Genomic DNA, 16,139 nt, shown 5'->3' with positions numbered 1-16,139 from the left:
TGAAGTGGTCAAGTGATCTTGGACAGTTTCTTAGGTTCTGGTCACGCGGCCGCTTTTTCCCTTGCCCCGGGTGTTTGGTACTGGTTCGTGCTGTGAGGGCGGACGTGGTTGTAGTACTGATTGACGTAGACCAGTACGTCCGCAATGGCCTGCCCGGATGAGGGGTATCCTTGTGAAGGTATCCACTCCGATTTCAGGCTCCTAAAGAAGCGCTCCATTGGCGCGTTATCCCAGCAGTTGCCGCGCCGGCTCATGCTTTGCTTAATCCGGTAACGCCACAGCTGTTGCTGGAAGGCGACACTGGTGTACTGGCACCCCTGATCGGAGTGGAACATCACCCCTTTGGGTCGACCTCGTGCTTCGTAGGCCACCGCTAAAGCCCGCGTGGTCAGCGCCGAGTCCGGGGACTCCGACATCGCCCAGCCCACCGCCCTTCGCGCATACAGATCCAGCACCACCGCCAGATAGACCCAGCAGGTGCCGGCCCAGATGTAGGTCACGTCCCCACACCACACTTCATTGGGGCGGTTCACGGTAAACGCTCTGTTCAAGTGATTGGGGGCAATCACGGCTTCGCCGCCGGTTTTCTTGTAACGGTGCCCAGGCTGGCGACTCTCCAGGCTGGATTCGGCCATCAACCGGGCTGCTTTATAGCGCCCGACCGCTTCACCTTCCGCCTTCAACATGGCCGACACCGTCCTCGCACCCGCCGCGCCCCGGCTCTCGGCGTGGATTCGCTCCACCCGGCTCCTGAGCCGGACACGCTCGGTATCAACCGCCTGGCGCCGCTGGCCCTGGTAGTAATAGCTGCTGCGGCACACACCGAAGGCCTCGCACAGCTCAGCGAGGCCATAACGCTCTCTCAACCCGTCGATCAGCTTGGCTGATCCCAGGAGTCCGACATCAAGAGAGCGGTAGCCTTTTTTAATATCTCCTTCTCCCGTTCCACCTTTTGCAACCGCGCCTCTAACTCCTGGATGCGCTGGTGTTCCGGGGTCAAGGCCGCTGATGTGCTTGGCGTGTGGCCACCTCGTTCCGACCGCAACTGCTCGACCCAGCGGCGCATCGCGGTTGGACCCACTCCCACCGCTTGGCAGGCTTGGCCAATCGTGTAGTCCTGGTCCAGCACCAAGCTGGCCGTTTCATGCTTAAACTCTGTTGAGAAAGATCGTCTGCTGCTCAAAATATGGACACCTCATCGATGGGTGGCAGTTTACCACCTTCATTGGTGTCCAAGATCATTAGGCCACTTCAGTTCCCGGAAGGGCCTAACACAGACCCGCGCCCCCGCTGGAGGGAAACCTCCTGCCCCCGAATCACACCAGTGCCGACCCTTGCCTGAAGATCGGAACCGTGATTCAATCCTTGAAAGACTGGAATCAGGATTCCGATCATGGCGAACGCTAATGGCGTATAGAGAGACGGCGCAGGTCAAGGCGCGCAAGGCGGCGCAGCGCGAGGCGTTGCTGCGCACCGCCGAGACGCTGGTGCGCGACGGCGGCTTCGCCGCCATGACCATGCAGACGGTGGCGGACCGCGCCGGCGTGGGCGTTGGCACGCTTTACCGCTATTTCGACAACAAGGCGACCCTGGCGGCGGCGGTGTTCGCGGTGGCCACCCAGCGGGACGTGGACGCGGTGGACCGGGCGCTGGCCGGTGGCGGCGATGCCTCGGCGCGGCTGGAGCGGGCGTTGCGGCTGTTCGCCCGCCGGGCACTGGCGGCGCCGCGGCTGGCGTGGGCGCTGATCGCCGAGCCGGTGGAGCCGGAGGTGGACGCCGAGCGGTTGCGCTATCGCGCCGCCTACGCGGCCTTGTACCAGCGGGTGCTGGACCAGGGCGTGGCGGCCGGCGAGCTGCCGCCGCAGTCCACGGCGCTGGCGGCGGCGGCCCTGGTGGGCGCCATTGCCGAGGCGCTGGTGGGGCCGCTGGCGGCGCCCCTGAATGATGCAGGCCTGGCCGATCACCTGGCGGCGTTTTGTTTGCGGGCGGTGGGCGTGGCCGGTGCCGCGTCCGTGGCCGGGTCCGGCGATACGGAGAGCGCGCCATGAGCAATCCACTGAAAAAGCTGTTTTCCGGGGCCGCCGGCCTGCGTCGGGGGCTGTTGCTGTACGGGCCTTTCCTGGGCGCCGGCGTGCGGGTCGAGGAACTGAGCGCGGATTTCCGCCGGGTGCGCGTGTCCATGGGCATGCACTGGTACAACCGCAACTATGTGGGCACCCACTTCGGCGGCAGCCTGTACAGCATGACGGACCCGTTCTACATGCTGATGCTGATGAACAACCTGGGGCGCGATTACATCGTCTGGGATAAGAGCGCGACGATCGATTTTCTGCGCCCGGGCAAGGGCCGGGTGTTCGCCGAGTTCGAACTGACCCAGGCGATGATCGATGAGGTAAAGGCCGCCACCGCCGGTGGCGAAAAGTATCTGCCCACCTGGGAGGTCACCGTGCGCGACGGCGCCGGCGAGGCCGTGGCCCGGGTGGAGAAAGTCCTCTATGTGCGGCGCAAAGCCGGGGAGAAACAGTCATGAACGCTCAAGAGAAAGTCATGAACGCGGAACAAACCACGTCCCAATTGGACGCGTTGGCCAACACCCATGAGGTGTTCAACCAGGCCACGCCGCTGCAGGATTACAACGCCTTCCGGGGCGACACCGCGCTCTACGACGCGGTGCTGCGCGAAGGCGGCGAGCGCGGCGTCGAGGAGCTGGACCGCTACGGTTTCGAGACCACCCGCCCGGAGGTGATCGAGTGGGGCTACCAGGCCAACGCCAACAAGCCGGAGTTCGAGACCCACGACCGTTATGGCCACCGGGTGGACCAGGTTAATTACCATCCGGCCTATCACAAGCTGATGGACATGGCGACGCGGGAAGGCCTGCATTCCTCGCCCTGGACCGATCCGGGGCCGGGTGCCCAGGTGCTGCGCGCCGCCAAGTACTACATGCACGCCCAGGTGGAAGGCGGCCACGGCTGTCCGATCACCATGACCTTCGCGTCGGTGCCGAGCCTGCGGCTGACGCCGTCCCTCGCCGAGCGCTGGCTGCCCAAGGTCACCGCCCGGGGCTACGACGGCCGTAATGTCAGCCATCACGACAAACAGGCGCTGACCATCGGCATGGGCATGACCGAGAAGCAGGGCGGCTCGGACGTGCGCGCCAACACTACCCGCGCCCATCCTGTCGGTGCCGGCGGTTCCGGTGAGCTCTACGAACTGGTGGGCCACAAGTGGTTCATGTCCGCGCCGATGTGCGACGCCTTCCTGATGCTGGCCCAGTCGCCGGGCGGTCTGAGCTGTTTCCTGGTGCCGCGCTGGCGCGAGGACGGCAGCAAGAACCCGCTGCAGGTGCAGCGCCTCAAGAACAAGATGGGCAATGTCTCCAACGCCTCCTCCGAGGTGGAGCTGCGCGGCGCCCACGGCTGGATGGTCGGCGAAGAGGGCCGCGGCGTGCCGGCGATCATCGAGATGGTGGCGATGACCCGCTTCGATTGCATGATCGGCTCGTCCGGCGGCCAGCGCCAGGTGGTGGCCCAGGCGGTGCACCACGCCGCCAACCGCGCCGCCTTCGGCGAGACGCTGCTCGACCAGCCGCTGATGCGCAATGTGATCGCCGACCTGCAGCTGGAAGTGGAAGGCTCGGTGGCGATGACCCTGCGCATGGCGCGGGCCCTGGATAACCTGGACGACGAGCACGAGAAACTGTTCACCCGGCTGGGCGCCGCCGTGGGCAAATACTGGATCTGCAAGCGCACCCCGCACCACGCCTACGAGGCGATGGAGTGCCTGGGCGGCAACGGCGTCACCGAGAATTTCATTCTCGCCCGGCTGTACCGGGACGCGCCGATTAACGCGATCTGGGAAGGCTCCGGCAATGTGCAGGCGCTGGACGTGCTGCGTGCCATGAACAAGAGCCCGGCGGTGGTGGATACCTGGTTCGAGGAGCTGGCCGGCGCCCAGGGCAGGAACGCCACCCTGGACAACGCCATCAACGACCTCAAGAAAGAGCTGGCCGACCCGGAGCAGATTGAGTTCCGCGCCCGCGATCTGGTGGACCGCATGGCGTTGACCATGCAGAGCGCGTTGCTGGTGAAAGCGGGTAACGACTCGGTGAGCGAGGCGTTTATCGCCGCGCGGCTGGGTGGCGGGCACACCCGCAACTACGGCAGCCTGCCGCGCGGCCTGGACATCGACACGCTGATCCGGCGCGCCAATCCGCTGGAGAGCTGACGCTTACAGCTTGAGGCGGCCGAGCACCTCGAACCAGAGCGCGCGGAACGCCTGGGCGGCCGGCGTGTAGGGGGCGAACTCGCCCACCGGGGCGCGGTGGTCGCCCATCTGCTCCACATGGGTGGAGTAGGGAATCCAGGTCTTGAGGCCGTTTTTCATCAGTGCCGGGCGCTTGACCAGCATCTGCACGTGCAGGTCCCGGCGGCGGTCCACCATGTTGAAAAACGGCACCACCTGCAGGTTCTTGATCTTCTTGCCGTCGATCCAGTCGAGCACTTGCTCGAAGGCGCGCAGGGACAGGTGGGTGGGGATCACCGGCACGAACAGGTAGTCGGCGGCGGCGAACACGCTTTCCGCCAGCGGGCTGAGTGTCGGTGGGCAGTCCAGCAGCGTCAGTTCGTAGGATTCGCCGAACGGCGCGATCAGTTCCTTGAGGCGGTTCTTGCCGCCGCCGCTTTCCGCCAGTTTGACGTCCGCGTTGCGCATGCTGATGTCGGCGGGCACCACGTCCAGGTGCGGCCAGCGGGTCTCCCGCTTGAGGCGGCCCATCGGCTGCTTGCCCTTCAACAGGCTGCCGGCCTTGTAGCCCGGGTTGTCCTGGTCCACGCCCAGGTAAAAGCTGGCGGCGCCTTGCGGGTCGAGATCCCAGAGCAGGGTGCGGTGTTTCCAGCGGGCCGCGTGCCAGGCCATGTTCACGGCCGTGGCTGTTTTACCCACCCCTCCTTTCAGGTTGTAAAAGGCGATGGTCTTCATGGCATCCAGGTTCCGGTTTCAGCGGTCGGACTTGGAGGCTAGCATGAAACGCGCGGATCCTCACCGGGGGGGCCGGCGCCGGCTTGTGATCGGCGCGCCCAGCGGCTTTAATAGCCGGGCCTTCAACCTTCTTAACGCGGAGATCGACCAGGGTGACAGTCGAGAAACGCTATCAGGTGTTCATCAGCACCACCTACCCGGACATGCAGTCCGCGCGCCAGGCCTTGATGCTGCCGTTGCTGGATCTCGGCATGGCACCCATGAGCATGGATTTGCACAGCGCCGAAACCAACAATCTGATGCCGGTGGTGCAGCGCATGATCGACGATTGCGATTATTTCGTGATCCTGCTCGGCGGCCGCTACGGCACCCTGTCACCGCTGGGGCTCAGCTATACCCACCGTGAATACATTTTCGCCGCCACCAAGCGCAAACCGATCGTCACCTTTATTCACGACCAGCCGTTCAGCCTGCCCGCCGAGGCCCGCGAGGACAGCCGTGAAGGGCAGGTGCGGCGCGATGATTTCGCCCGGCTGCTGGAGAACAAAACCCTGGCGTTCCGCTGGCGCGACGAGCGCGAGCTGAGCGAGCAGGTGGCCAAGGTGATGCCCGATGTGATGCGCCAGCATCCCGCCGCCGGCTGGGTGAAGTCGGGCAGCGTTGAGAAAAGCGCCGGCGGTGAAACGGAACGCCTGCGCCGCCGGGTCGCCGAGCTGGAGAAGGAGCGCGAGGAGTGGCTGAGCGGCCAGCGCACGCCGGCGCGGCATCTGGCGCGGGGCTCGGACCGGGTGACGCTGGACTACTCATGCAACGTGTACGAAGGCGGCGACTGCAAGGTGGCGATGGCGTCCTGTGAGCTGGACTGGAACCGGGTGTTCGCCTGCGTCGCGCCGCTGATGCTGAACCCGGTCTCGGAACCGGTGATGCAGAAAGCGCTGGAAGACTATATCGCCCGCAAGGCCCTGGACGACGTGCTGGCGGATTTCCCCAAGGCCCATGCGGTGCGCAACGTGGTGCTGGCCGGCCACGCCTTCAACCAGATCAAGGTGCACCTGCGCGCGCTGGGGCTGATCAACAAGACCTCCGACAACGACAGCCGCGGCATGCCGCTGTGGCGGCTGACCGCCCAGGGCGACACCGCCATGAGCCAGGTGATGGCCCGCCGGCGGTAGTTAAAGACGTCTCTGGAATCCTGCCGGGCGCTGCGCGCCCTTTCGCGGGCGGGGCCCGCTCCCACAGGGTTAAAGTCCCAGCTTTTTCTTCAGGAAGTCGACGATGTCGTCCGCGGGGACCTCTTCGGCCTCGCCGTCGCGGCGGCTCTTGTATTCCAGCACGCCGTTGTCCAGGCCGCGCTCGGCCACCAGCACACGGTGCGGGATGCCGATCAGTTCCGCGTCGCTGAACTTCACGCCGACGCGCTCTTTTTCGCGGTCGTCGAACAGCACCTCGATGCCGGCGGCGGTAAGGTCCGCGTAGAGTTTTTCCGCCACTTCTTTTTCACGCGGGCTCTTCTTGATGTTGAGCGGAATCAGCGACACCTGGAAGGGGGCGATGGCCTCCGGCCAGACGATGCCGTTGTCGTCGTGGTTCTGCTCGATGGCGGCGGCCACCACCCGGCTGACGCCGATGCCGTAGCAGCCCATGGGCATCACCACGGAGCGGCCGTTGTCGTCCAGCACGGTGGCTTTGAGCGCCTCGGAGTACTTGGTGCCGAGCTGGAAGATGTGGCCCACTTCGATGCCGCGCTTGATGGTCAGGGTGCCGTTGCCGTCCGGGCTCGGGTCGCCTTCCACCACGTTGCGCAGGTCGGCCACTTGCGGCAGCGCCACGTCGCGCTCCCAGTTGATGTTGAAGTAATGCTTGCCGTCCTGGTTGGCGCCGGCGGCGAAGTCGCTCATCAGCGCCACGCTGCGGTCCACCACGCAGGGAATCGGCAGGTTCACCGGGCCGAGGGAGCCGGGGCCGGCGCCGATGGCGGCGCGGATTTCCTCTTCCTCGGCGAACGCCATCGGCGTGGCCACGGCGTCCAGCTTCTCCGCCTTGATGTCGTTGAGCTCGTGGTCGCCGCGCACCAGCAGCGCCACCAGGCCGCCTTCGCTGCCTTTCACCACCAGGGTTTTCACGGTCTTCTCGATGGGCAGATCGAACTGCTGCACCAACTGCTCGATGGTCCTGGCGTCCGGCGTGTCGGTGAGCGCCATGTCCGCGCCGGGGGCGGCACGCTCGCCGGCGGGGGCCACGGCTTCCGCCAGCTCCACGTTGGCGGCGTAGCCGGACTGGTCGGAGAAGGCGATGTCGTCCTCGCCGGACTCGGCCAGCACATGGAATTCATGGCTGGCGGCGCCGCCGATGGCGCCGGTGTCCGCTTCCACCGGGCGGTAATCCAGGCCCAGCCGGTCGAAGATCGCGCAGTAGGCGTTGTGCATCACCTGATAGGTTTGCGCCAGCGAGTCCATGTCGGTGTGGAAGGAGTAGGCGTCCTTCATGGTGAATTCGCGGGCGCGCATGATGCCGAAACGCGGCCGGATCTCATCACGGAACTTGGTCTGGATCTGATAGAAATTGGCCGGCAGCTGCTTGTAGCTGTGGATCTCGTTGCGCACCAGATCGGTGATCACTTCCTCGTGGGTGGGGCCCAGGCAGAAAGGGTTGTCGTGGCGGTCGGTGAAGCGCAGCAGCTCGGGGCCGTAGGCGGGCGCCCGGCCGGACTCTTCCCACAGCTCCATGGGCTGCACCACCGGCATCAGCACTTCCTGGGCGCCGGCGCGGTCCATTTCCTCGCGGATAATACGCTCCACCTTGCGCAGCACGCGCAGACCGGATGGCAGCCAGGTGTACAGGCCGGAGGCCAGCTTGCGGACCATGCCGGCGCGCAGCATGAGCTGATGGCTGACCACCACCGCGTCCGCGGGGGTTTGTTTAACGGTGCCGAGCAGGTACTGGGAGGTGCGCATGAGGCGTTTCTTATTCCGTGTCAGTGGAGGGAAGCCGAATCGGGCATTCTAGTCAAACTGGGGCGGACGGGCTACCGGGCGCGGCGGTGTCGTGATCCGGTGGCTTGCAGCCCGCGCCGTGCCGCTTTATGTTCCGCTTTCGTTTGGGGAGAGATGCATGCTGACAGCAAAACAAGTGGAAGCGCTGATCCGCGGCGGCCTGCCGGCGGCGGCGGAGCAGGGCGTGGTGGTGGAGTCCGTGGGCGAGAACCGGGCGCGGGTGCGCTACCGGTTCACGGAGTCGATGATCCGCCCCGGCGGCACCGTGTCCGGCCCCACCCTGATGAGCCTGGCGGACGCCGCCATGTACGCCGCCATCCTCGCCAACCTGGACGGCCAGGAAATGGCCGTGACCCAGAACCTCAACATCAACTTCCTCAGCAAGCCCGGCCAGGCCGACCTGATCGGCGACGCCGAAATCCTCCGCCTGGGCCGCCGCTCCGCCATGCTCGAAGTGCGCCTCTACAGCGACGGCAACGACGTGATGGTCGCGCACGTCACCGGCACCTACGCGATACCGCGCAGTTAACAGTTAAGAGTTAACAGTTAACAGTTGCGCGAGCGGAGGCTCGCGTAGCTTCAAGCCAATAGGCCGCGACTAGGCTTTGGACGCGGCTTCGACGCCAGACGACCCTGCCGGGCCAGCCCGCGAACTATTAACTGTTAACTATTCACTATTAACTGCTTCATTCGAGTTCTTTTTCCCAGATCAGGTCGATGGCTTGGGATTTGCTGCTGGATTGCGCTTCCAGGTGCAGCTGGCGGGTCAGGGTGTAGCGCAGCATGACGGTGGAGATGGCGTCGAACAGGCCCACCGCGTAGGTCAGGTAGAGGCGGTCGGAGATCTGTTTGCCGAGCATCAGGGCGGCGTCGGAGGTTTCCCAGTCGCTGCCGATGGAGATTTCGTCCAGCCCCAGGGTGTCGCCGATCTTGTCGGTGACGCCGCTGCCTTTTTGCAGACCGTAGAGCGCCAGCGCCTGGGCCACCTGGGCGGAATCGCTTTGCGAGCCCCGGCTCAAGGAGCGGCCGGTAACCAGATAGGACATGGCCTCGCTTTCTTCCAGGCTGGGGTCGGAGAAGACGCGCGCGTCCGGCTCCTGCAGGGTGCCGGACAGCTGCACCCCCACCACCAGGTTTTCGCTGGGTATCTTGCGCACCGCGCGGATATCCAGCCCCGGGTTGTCGGGCTGGCCCTGGAACAGCAGGCGGCCGTTTTCGATCAGCAGGTTCTGGCCGTAGGCGCGGTAGCGGCCCTCGGTGATGATCAGCTCGCCGTTGAGCTGGGCCGGCTGGCCGGGCTGCTGGCTGACACGCAGCTCGCCGGTGAGGGTGGCGCGCAGCCCGAACCCTTCGAAGCGGACCTGGTCGCCCAGGGTTACGGTGACGCCCATGGCGAACGGCAGCGGCGTGGTCTCCTCGGCGCGGGCGTCCACCAGCACCTGGTCCTCGCTGACGGTGACCGCGCTCTCGGGCAGTTCGCGGGGTTTCAGGTCGGCCTCCGGCACGTTCAGGGTGCCGCTCAGATTCAGGCCGTCACCTTCGCCTTTGAGGGCGAGATCCGGCGAAACGTAGACCTTGGCGTCGGCGCGGTCGGCGACCCGCAGGCGCTCGCCGCGTGCCCACAGGTCCATCGCCAGCGGTGAGCGGGTGGGGGTCCAGGTGCCGCCCAGTTCCAGGGTGCCGTCGCCCAGCCGGGCGCTGCCGTCCAGATTGAGGGTGCCGGAGGCGTCGCCGGTCACCGCCAGGCGAACGCTTTCCGCGCTGATGCCCAGGTCGGGCACCGTGGCGCGGCCGTCGAGCAGCGCGATCTCCCCGTCCAGCCTGGGGCCGGCCGGAGTACCGCCCAGGTTCAGATCGCCCTGTACCCGGCCTTGCAGCTCACCGACCCGGGGCAGCAACGGCGCCAGGTCGTCCAGGCGCGGGATGTCCAGGCGCAGCCGGCCGCTCATCGGCGCGTCCAGGCTCAGGCCGCTTTCCACCCGGGCGTGCACTTCGCCCTGGTCGGCCACCACCAGATCCAGTTGCTGATCGAGACGGTCGTTGTCCAGGTTGCCGGTGAGCGCCGCTTGCTGGAACACCAGGGTCAGCGGCGGCTCGGCGCCGACGAAGCGGGTGGAGGCGTCTTCCAGGCTCAGCGACCACTGGCCCCGGGGCCGGTCGACGCGGCCGCCGAAGGTGGCGTCGGCGCGCAGGCGGCCGTCCAGTTTGACGCCGTCACCGAGCCAGGGATTGGCCAGCGCCAGGGGCAGGTCGCGGACTTCCAGATTAGCGTCGATGCTGCCATTGGCGGCGTGGTCGCCCGCCAGGCATAAGCGGCCCGGGTCGTCGCGGCTCTGCAGGCAGAGGTTGTCCAGGGATTGGCGGTCGGCGCCCAGGGTAAAGGGCACCGGCTCCGCCAGGGTCCAGACGCCCAGTTGCCGCTCCTGCAGTCGCCAGTCGAGCAGGCGCCCGGACCAGACCAGGTCGCCGTTGAGGCCGGCCTGGGCGGTGAGCGCGGTGGCGGCGCCGTCGTTCTCCACCGCCACGTTCAGGCGGTGGTCGCCGCGCCGGCCTTCCACATCGGCGTCCAGGCGCTCGACCCGGGTGTCGCCGTTCTGGCTCAGCGCCCGCCCCTCCAGCGCCAGGCTCATGGGCGTGTCGCCGGCGTTGAGGTCCTGGAAGCGGGCGCTCAGGGTGTCCAGCTGCCAGTCCTGGTAGCCCAGGGCGTCACCGTTGGCGGTGCCGCTCAGCCGGGGCGCGTCGAGCGGGCCGCGCAGGCGCCAGTCCGCCCGCAGGCGGCCCCGCGCCGGGCCGTACCAGCGTGTCAGCCGTTCGATGTTGAGGGTGCCGTCCAGGTTCAGGGTGTCGCCCACTTGCCCGCGGACGCTGAGGCGGTCCGCGCCCCAGCGGCCGTCCAGGGTGACCGCCAGATCGCCGCCGGTGTCCTGGCGGGCCTGGCCGTTCAGGGCCACCGGGTCGCCCTGCAGGGTGCCGGTGAGCGACAGCGGGTCGGCGTTCAGGGCCCAGTCGTCGGTGCCACGCCAATGGCCCCGGGTGCGCGCCTTCAGGGTCAGATCGCCGGGCCAGGCCGGCGCCAGGGTCGCCGGGTTCAGGTGTTGTCCTTGGGCGTCCAGGTCCCAGGCCAGGCCGTCCTGGTAATCCAGGCGGCCGCTCAGTGTCAGGCTCTGGCCGTCGTTCTTCAGGCTCAGGGTGTCGAGGGTCAGGCCGTCGAGGCCGGCGTCGCCGAGCAGGGTCACGGCCAGCGGCCGGCCGTCGGCGGTGAGGCTGGTTTGCCCCTGCAGACGGACGCGGTCCAGGGTGCCCTTGGTGCTGAGCTCGCCCTCGCCCAGGCGCGCCGGCACCGGGGTCTCCACCGGCAGGGGTTGCGCCGGCCAATGATGGCGCAGGTCCAGGTGCACCTGACCGTCCCGGTAGCCAAGCTCGCCCTCGGTGATCAGTTGCGCCGGCGCCGAGAGTGTGTGTTCCACCCTGAGGTTTTCCGGTGTGCCCTCGATCCGCAGCCGACCGGCGGTTTGCGGCACCGCGTCCGGCGCCGCCGGGCGCCGCCAGTCCAGCTCGCCGCGCAGATCATAGGGGGCGCTTAACGGGCCGCTGAGATTGGCGTGCAGGCGGGTGTCGGCCACGCTCAGGGCGACGCGGGGCAGGTTGAGCTTGCGCCAGGCGGCCAGCTCGCGGGCCTCGATGCGGTCGATGTGCAGCGGTGCTTCGCCGGCCAGGGTGAAGCGGCCCACCGACAGGGTCTCCACGCGCACGCCCAGGGGCAGCGTCAGGCTGTCCGGCAGCTCGAAGGGCGGCGCGTCCGGTTCCTCCGGCGCCCCCGCCGGCAGCGTCAGGGTCACCTGTTCGGCGCGCACAGCCTGGATCACCAGCCAGCCGCCGAGCAGCTCGCCGGGGGCCAGTTCCAGGTGCAGGTCGCTCAACGCCACGGCCAGGGTTTGCTCGGCGTCGCCCTGACGGTAGTTGAGCGCGCCCACGTCGACACCGGAGAGCAGGTTGCCGCGCCAGTCCTCGACGCTCAGTTCGCCGGGCAGATAGGGTCCGGCCCGGTCCAGCAGCCAGAGATTGCCGGCGCGGGTACCGAGCAGCGCCAGCAGGGCGCCGATCAGCAGCAACGGGATCAGCAGCAGGCCGATCAGCAGGGCGCGCTTCACAGGTCCGGCCCCATGCTCAGGTGCAGCCGCCATTGCCGGCCTTCTTCGATGCCGCGCGCGAAGTCCACGCGGATCGGGCCCAGCGGCGAGCGCCAGCGCACCCCGAAGCCGGCGCTGCGGCGGATTTCGTAGTCGTCGAAATTGTTGAAGGCGTTACCGGCGTCGGTGAACACCGCCAGGCTCCACTGTTCGCTGATCGGGTGGTCGTACTCCAGGCTGCCGACCAGCAGGTGGCGGCCGCCGATCACTTCGCCGTCGTTGTCCACCGGGCCCAGGGATTCGTAGGCGAAGCCGCGCACGCTGGCGTCGCCGCCGGCGAAGAAGCGGATCGAGGCGGGCAGTTCGGTGACGTCGGAAACCTCGGTGTAGCCCACTTCGCCGCGGGTGATGACCCGGCCGCCGAACAGCGGAAAGATCAGCTTGCTCCAGCCGTCGAACTGGGTGAACGACGCCGACGAGGCCAGCGCCTTGTGGGCGCCGCTGACCTTGCCGCCCAGCCGCCAGCCGAAGCGCGGATAGATCGGGTCGTCGTATTCCACCCGGCTGAGCTGGAAGCCGGGGATCACCAGCTCCACCTGGTCGAGCTGGTCGGCCACGGTGTAGGTCTCGCGCAGGTATTCCAGCGAGGTGGTGGCCACCCAGTCGGAGTCGAGTTTGATGATGTAGTCGGCGCTGGTACTGAAAATCTCGCTGTCGCTGGTGTCGGTCTCTTCATTCACATAGCGGGTGCGCAGCTCGATTTTTTCGTTGATCGGGTCGCGCAGCGGGATGGTGTAGCCGGCGCCCACGCCCTGACGCACGCTGGAGAGCTCGGTTTCCACCCGCGCGGTGTGGCCGGCGGCGTTGACGCGGCGGTTCTCCACGCCCAGCCGCAGGCGCGGGCCGGTGTCGGTGCTGACACCGACGCCGGCCAGCAGCGCCCATTCGTTGCGCGGGTTGAAGTGGATGCTCACATCGATGGTCCGGCTGTCCGCGTCCGGCTCGCCGCGGTCCAGCCGCACCGCGCTGAAATAGCCGGCGCCCAGGTAGGCCTGCTGGGTGGCGAGCAGCTTGTCGTTGCTGAACGGCTCGCCGCTGTCGAACTGCAGATAGGCGCGGCGCAGCCGTTCGTTGATCTGGTCGTCGCCGGTCAGGGTGATCTCGCCGAAGCGATAGCGCGGGCCGCTGTCCACGTGCAGCACCACCCGCGCTTCACGGCGGTCCCGGTCCACCTCCAGACGGTGGCGGGTGACGCTGCCCTCGGCGTAACCCCGGTTGATCAATAACTGCTGGAGCGACTGCTTGAGGCGGCTGTAGCGGTCGTGGCGCAGCCGCTGCCCCTGTTCCAGGCCGGCGTTGTCGATGGTGCGCTGGAACGCCGGGTCGCCGGCGGCGTCGCCGTTGAGGGTGATGTCCAGGGCGCTGATGCGGGTGGGCTCGCCGGGGTCGACCGTGAGGGTGAGGGCGAAGCAGCGCTCATCATCGGCGTCGCGCCATTGCGGCGTTAACACCGGCTGGTAAAAGCCCAGTGCCTGCAGGGCGGCGCGGCTGTTGTCGCGTACCTGGCGCTGGATCAGGGCTTTCTGGCCGGGGCCGGGGCGGCAGGGGTAACGGCTCAGGTCGATCAGGGTGCGAAGGTTGGCCTCGACGCCTTCCGGCCATTCCCGGTCGCCGGCGGTCTTCAGGGTCAGTTCCGGGGCCGGGTCGGCGCTGACCCGGCCAGGCATCGCCGAGGCCGTGAGGATGGCCAGGACCGCCAGGGTTGCGAGGCTGTAACGGCTGCTCATCGGCGCCCTTGTGATTCCTGGAATAAGACACCGCATTGTGGTCAACCTGGTGCACCGGGGGAAGTGTTTCGCGTAATAACGGTGTTAACGATCGCGCTGGAAGTGGCTCGGGCTGGGGCGCTTTTTCAACCGGCGCTGCAGGGTGCGGCGGTGGATGCCGAGGGCCTCCGCCGCTCTGGATATATTGCCGTCGTGGGCGTCAAGAACCCGTTGGATGTGCTCCCATTCCAGACGCTGCAGGGACGGCGGCACTTCGGGGAGATCGCCGGTGTCGGCGGGGTCGCGGCCCAGGGCGTCGAGGATTTCGCCGGCGCTGGCCGGTTTGGTGAGGTAATTGTGGGCGCCGCGCCGGGTGGCGGCCACCGCCGCCGGGATGCTGCCGTAGCCGGTCAGCACCAGCACCCGGCAGTGCGGGAAGCGCGCCAGCAGCGGCTGGATCAGATCCAGGCCGTTGTCGTTGCCGAGATTCTGGTCGAGCACCGCCGCGTCCAGGGTGGCGAGCCTGGCCAGCAGCGCGTGCGCCTGTTGCAGATCGGCGGCATGGTGCACCTCGATGCCGTGGCGGGCGAATGCGCGCCGGGTCTGCTCGGCGAGCAGGGCGTCGTCTTCAAGCAGCAGCAGGGATTCAGGCGTCATGCTCGCTCCATTCGATGCGCGCCTGGCTCCACTGGCGCTCGAAACGCAGGGTCAGAGTCGCGCCCAGTGCCGCCAGGGTGCTTTCCACCAGCGCCAGGCCCACGCCCAGGCCCTCTTCCGCGCGGCGTTCCGGGTGGTCGGGGCCGTCGTCGCTCACCTGCAGCAGCCAGCGGCCGCCGGGCAGCGCCGCCAGGCGCACGTCGAGGCGTTCCGCGCCGGCGTCGATGGCGTTGTAACCGAGATTGGCCAGCACCCGGAACCAGGCCGCGCCGTCATTGAAACACTGCCCTTCGGGGCCGCTCACCGACAGGGCCAGCGTCGGGTGCAGGTGGCGCAGATGATCCCGCACCCGTCCCATCAGCGTCCGGTAGGCGGGCCGCTCCGGCAGGCTGTCCGCGTCCGCGTTGCGCAGCCTGGCGGCGACACGCCGGGCCAGGGCCTCGATCTGCGCCAGATCGTCGCGGGTGCTTTGCGGCAGGCCCGGTTCCCGGGCGGCGTTGTCGGCCAGCATTACCAGGCTGCTGAGCGGCGTGTTCAGTTCGTGGGCCTGATGGGCCAGGGTCGCCGCCACCTGGTAGAGCCGTTCACGGCGGCCGGCCAGCTCCAGCAGCCGGTCGTGCTGACGCTGTTGCTGGCGGGCCAGGCTCTGGATCACCTGGCCCAGGGCGGTCAGCAACAGCGCCAGGGCGACAAAGACCACGCCCATGCCGAGACCGTGGGTGTGGCTCAGCTCCCGGGTCAGGGCGTGCAGGGTGGAATGCGCCGGCGGGGCGCTGTGCCACAGGGTGGCGAGCAGGTATCCACCCAGCGTCACCACCAGCAGCCAGAGCGCGGCGCCGCGCCCCAGGGTCAGGGCGCCGAGCAGCAGCGGCACCAGCAGATAGAACGACAACGGGTTACCGGCGCCGCCCAGTTGCTGCAGCAGGCCGACGAAGATCACCACGTCCAGGGTCAGTTCCAGGGCCAGCAGGCGCTGCTGCCGGCGGGTATTGAGGCTGGCCAGGGCGATCAGGTTGGGCAGCAGCAGCGCCGCCAGCCACAGCAGCGGCTCCAGGCTGGCGGGGGCGCGCGCGATTTGCTGCAGCACCAGCAGGGCCAGCGCCAGGCACAGTACCAGCAGGCTGCGCAGGCCGATCAGCCGGCGGCGCCAGACGCGTTGCAGGGTTGAGTTCATGGGCGCGGATTGTACCCCCGGTGGGCGGGGAACGGCAGGTGGCGTTTTGCCGCGCCGGTCAGTCGGCGCGCCGGGCGCTGCCTTGCAGCAGCTCGGCCATCAGCCCGGGCAGTTTGCGGTGCCGGAAAACCCGCGTGTCGCTGAGGTCGAAGCCGGCGTCGCGCAGGGTATCCGGGGTGGGGCGGGTGAGATGACAGCCGCAGGCCAGATGATGCCAGAGCGGGTCCACCCGCCGTTGCCAGCGGAAGGTGCGTGGGCGACCGCTGGCGATGTGTTCCAGCAACAGAAGACGCCCGCCCGGGGCCAGCACCCGGTGCATTTCGCGGGCGGCGAGCTCGGGGTCGGGAATGGTGCAGAACACCAGGCAGGCGACCACGGTGTCGAAGTGGCCGTCCGGGTAGGGCAGCCGGCGGGCGTCGCCCTGCAGCAGGTGCAGCGG

At 67.8% G+C, this 16,139-nt stretch carries 13 protein-coding genes; 5 read left to right on the top strand and 8 right to left on the bottom strand.

What is annotated here, in order from left to right:
- Positions 1-41: 41 nt before the first annotated feature.
- Positions 42-1,186 (bottom strand): IS3 family transposase gene (locus ACEQZD_RS00560; protein WP_370183356.1). Its coding sequence is split into 2 segments (ribosomal slippage): positions 42-928 and positions 928-1,186, totalling 1,146 coding nucleotides; the frame shifts between segments, so codons are not numbered across the junction.
- 220 nt (positions 1,187-1,406) lie between these two features.
- Between ACEQZD_RS00560 and ACEQZD_RS00555 the strand changes: the two genes are divergently transcribed.
- The 3 genes from ACEQZD_RS00555 to ACEQZD_RS00545 are packed head-to-tail and all read left to right on the top strand — an operon-like array spanning position 1,407 to position 4,227.
- The gene (locus ACEQZD_RS00555; protein WP_370183354.1) at positions 1,407-2,048 is read left to right on the top strand and encodes a TetR/AcrR family transcriptional regulator; all 642 of its coding nucleotides are present in this window, start codon (positions 1,407-1,409) and stop codon (positions 2,046-2,048) included.
- Complete coding sequence (locus ACEQZD_RS00550; protein WP_194855459.1) at positions 2,045-2,530, top strand: DUF4442 domain-containing protein; 486 nt, start codon at positions 2,045-2,047, stop codon at positions 2,528-2,530. Before ACEQZD_RS00555 ends, ACEQZD_RS00550 begins: the two co-directional genes overlap by 4 nt.
- 17 nt (positions 2,531-2,547) lie before the next feature.
- Positions 2,548-4,227, top strand: coding sequence for an acyl-CoA dehydrogenase family protein (locus ACEQZD_RS00545; protein ID WP_335629277.1), 1,680 nt, complete (start codon positions 2,548-2,550; stop codon positions 4,225-4,227).
- 3 nt (positions 4,228-4,230) lie between these two features.
- Here ACEQZD_RS00545 and ACEQZD_RS00540 read toward each other — a convergent pair whose 3' ends face one another.
- Positions 4,231-4,980 (bottom strand): ParA family protein, encoded by a 750-nt coding sequence (locus ACEQZD_RS00540; protein ID WP_335629278.1) that lies wholly within the window; start codon positions 4,978-4,980, stop codon positions 4,231-4,233.
- A 152-nt stretch (positions 4,981-5,132) separates the two neighbouring features.
- On the opposite strand from ACEQZD_RS00540, the gene ACEQZD_RS00535 reads away from it, so the two are divergent.
- Positions 5,133-6,152, top strand: a complete 1,020-nt coding sequence (locus ACEQZD_RS00535) for a DUF4062 domain-containing protein (RefSeq protein WP_255442422.1) — start codon at positions 5,133-5,135, stop codon at positions 6,150-6,152.
- 69 nt (positions 6,153-6,221) lie between these two features.
- Here the strand turns inward: ACEQZD_RS00535 and ACEQZD_RS00530 are convergent, their stop codons facing one another.
- Positions 6,222-7,934 (bottom strand): proline--tRNA ligase, encoded by a 1,713-nt coding sequence (locus ACEQZD_RS00530; protein WP_370183350.1) that lies wholly within the window; start codon positions 7,932-7,934, stop codon positions 6,222-6,224.
- Positions 7,935-8,091: 157 nt separating this feature from the next.
- On the opposite strand from ACEQZD_RS00530, the gene ACEQZD_RS00525 reads away from it, so the two are divergent.
- Positions 8,092-8,502 (top strand): PaaI family thioesterase, encoded by a 411-nt coding sequence (locus tag ACEQZD_RS00525; protein ID WP_335629280.1) that lies wholly within the window; start codon positions 8,092-8,094, stop codon positions 8,500-8,502.
- 157 nt (positions 8,503-8,659) lie between these two features.
- On the opposite strand, the gene ACEQZD_RS00520 is transcribed toward ACEQZD_RS00525, so the two are convergent.
- From ACEQZD_RS00520 to ACEQZD_RS00500, 5 genes are all read right to left on the bottom strand, one after another.
- Positions 8,660-12,157, bottom strand: a complete 3,498-nt coding sequence (locus ACEQZD_RS00520) for a translocation/assembly module TamB domain-containing protein (protein ID WP_370183347.1) — start codon at positions 12,155-12,157, stop codon at positions 8,660-8,662.
- Complete coding sequence (locus ACEQZD_RS00515; protein WP_370183345.1) at positions 12,121-13,890, bottom strand: autotransporter assembly complex family protein; 1,770 nt, start codon at positions 13,888-13,890, stop codon at positions 12,121-12,123. Before ACEQZD_RS00515 ends, ACEQZD_RS00520 begins: the two co-directional genes overlap by 37 nt.
- A gap of 84 nt (positions 13,891-13,974) precedes the next feature.
- Positions 13,975-14,526, bottom strand: coding sequence for a response regulator transcription factor (locus ACEQZD_RS00510; protein WP_370183343.1), 552 nt, complete (start codon positions 14,524-14,526; stop codon positions 13,975-13,977).
- A complete protein-coding gene (locus ACEQZD_RS00505; protein ID WP_370183341.1) occupies positions 14,516-15,700 on the bottom strand; it encodes an ATP-binding protein in 1,185 nt (394 codons plus the stop codon). The genes ACEQZD_RS00510 and ACEQZD_RS00505 overlap by 11 nt, the downstream gene beginning before the upstream one ends.
- Positions 15,701-15,758: 58 nt before the next feature.
- A partial coding sequence (locus tag ACEQZD_RS00500) for a class I SAM-dependent methyltransferase (protein WP_370183339.1) occupies positions 15,759-16,139 on the bottom strand: 381 nt, incomplete at its 5' end.

Origin of the sequence: Alloalcanivorax sp., assembly GCF_964221125.1 — a bacterium.
Classification (GTDB): domain Bacteria; phylum Pseudomonadota; class Gammaproteobacteria; order Pseudomonadales; family Alcanivoracaceae; genus Alloalcanivorax; species Alloalcanivorax venustensis.
The sequence above is the reverse complement of the archived record's forward strand: the minus strand, read 5'-3'. Positions and strand labels throughout refer to the sequence as shown.

Bases quoted from the DNA above. Each gene is read 5' to 3' on its own strand.
- ACEQZD_RS00515 (WP_370183345.1), bottom strand. From the start codon at position 13,890: ATGAGCAGCCGTTACAGCCTCGCAACCCTGGCGGTCCTGGCCATCCTC.
- ACEQZD_RS00530 (WP_370183350.1), bottom strand. From the start codon at position 7,934: ATGCGCACCTCCCAGTACCTGCTCGGCACCGTTAAACAAACCCCCGCG.
- ACEQZD_RS00540 (WP_335629278.1), bottom strand. From the start codon at position 4,980: ATGAAGACCATCGCCTTTTACAACCTGAAAGGAGGGGTGGGTAAAACA.
- ACEQZD_RS00545 (WP_335629277.1), top strand. From the start codon at position 2,548: ATGAACGCGGAACAAACCACGTCCCAATTGGACGCGTTGGCCAACACC.
- ACEQZD_RS00555 (WP_370183354.1), top strand. From the start codon at position 1,407: ATGGCGTATAGAGAGACGGCGCAGGTCAAGGCGCGCAAGGCGGCGCAG.
- ACEQZD_RS00525 (WP_335629280.1), top strand. From the start codon at position 8,092: ATGCTGACAGCAAAACAAGTGGAAGCGCTGATCCGCGGCGGCCTGCCG.
- ACEQZD_RS00505 (WP_370183341.1), bottom strand. From the start codon at position 15,700: ATGAACTCAACCCTGCAACGCGTCTGGCGCCGCCGGCTGATCGGCCTG.
- ACEQZD_RS00510 (WP_370183343.1), bottom strand. From the start codon at position 14,526: ATGACGCCTGAATCCCTGCTGCTGCTTGAAGACGACGCCCTGCTCGCC.
- ACEQZD_RS00520 (WP_370183347.1), bottom strand. From the start codon at position 12,157: ATGGCGGCTGCACCTGAGCATGGGGCCGGACCTGTGAAGCGCGCCCTG.
- ACEQZD_RS00550 (WP_194855459.1), top strand. From the start codon at position 2,045: ATGAGCAATCCACTGAAAAAGCTGTTTTCCGGGGCCGCCGGCCTGCGT.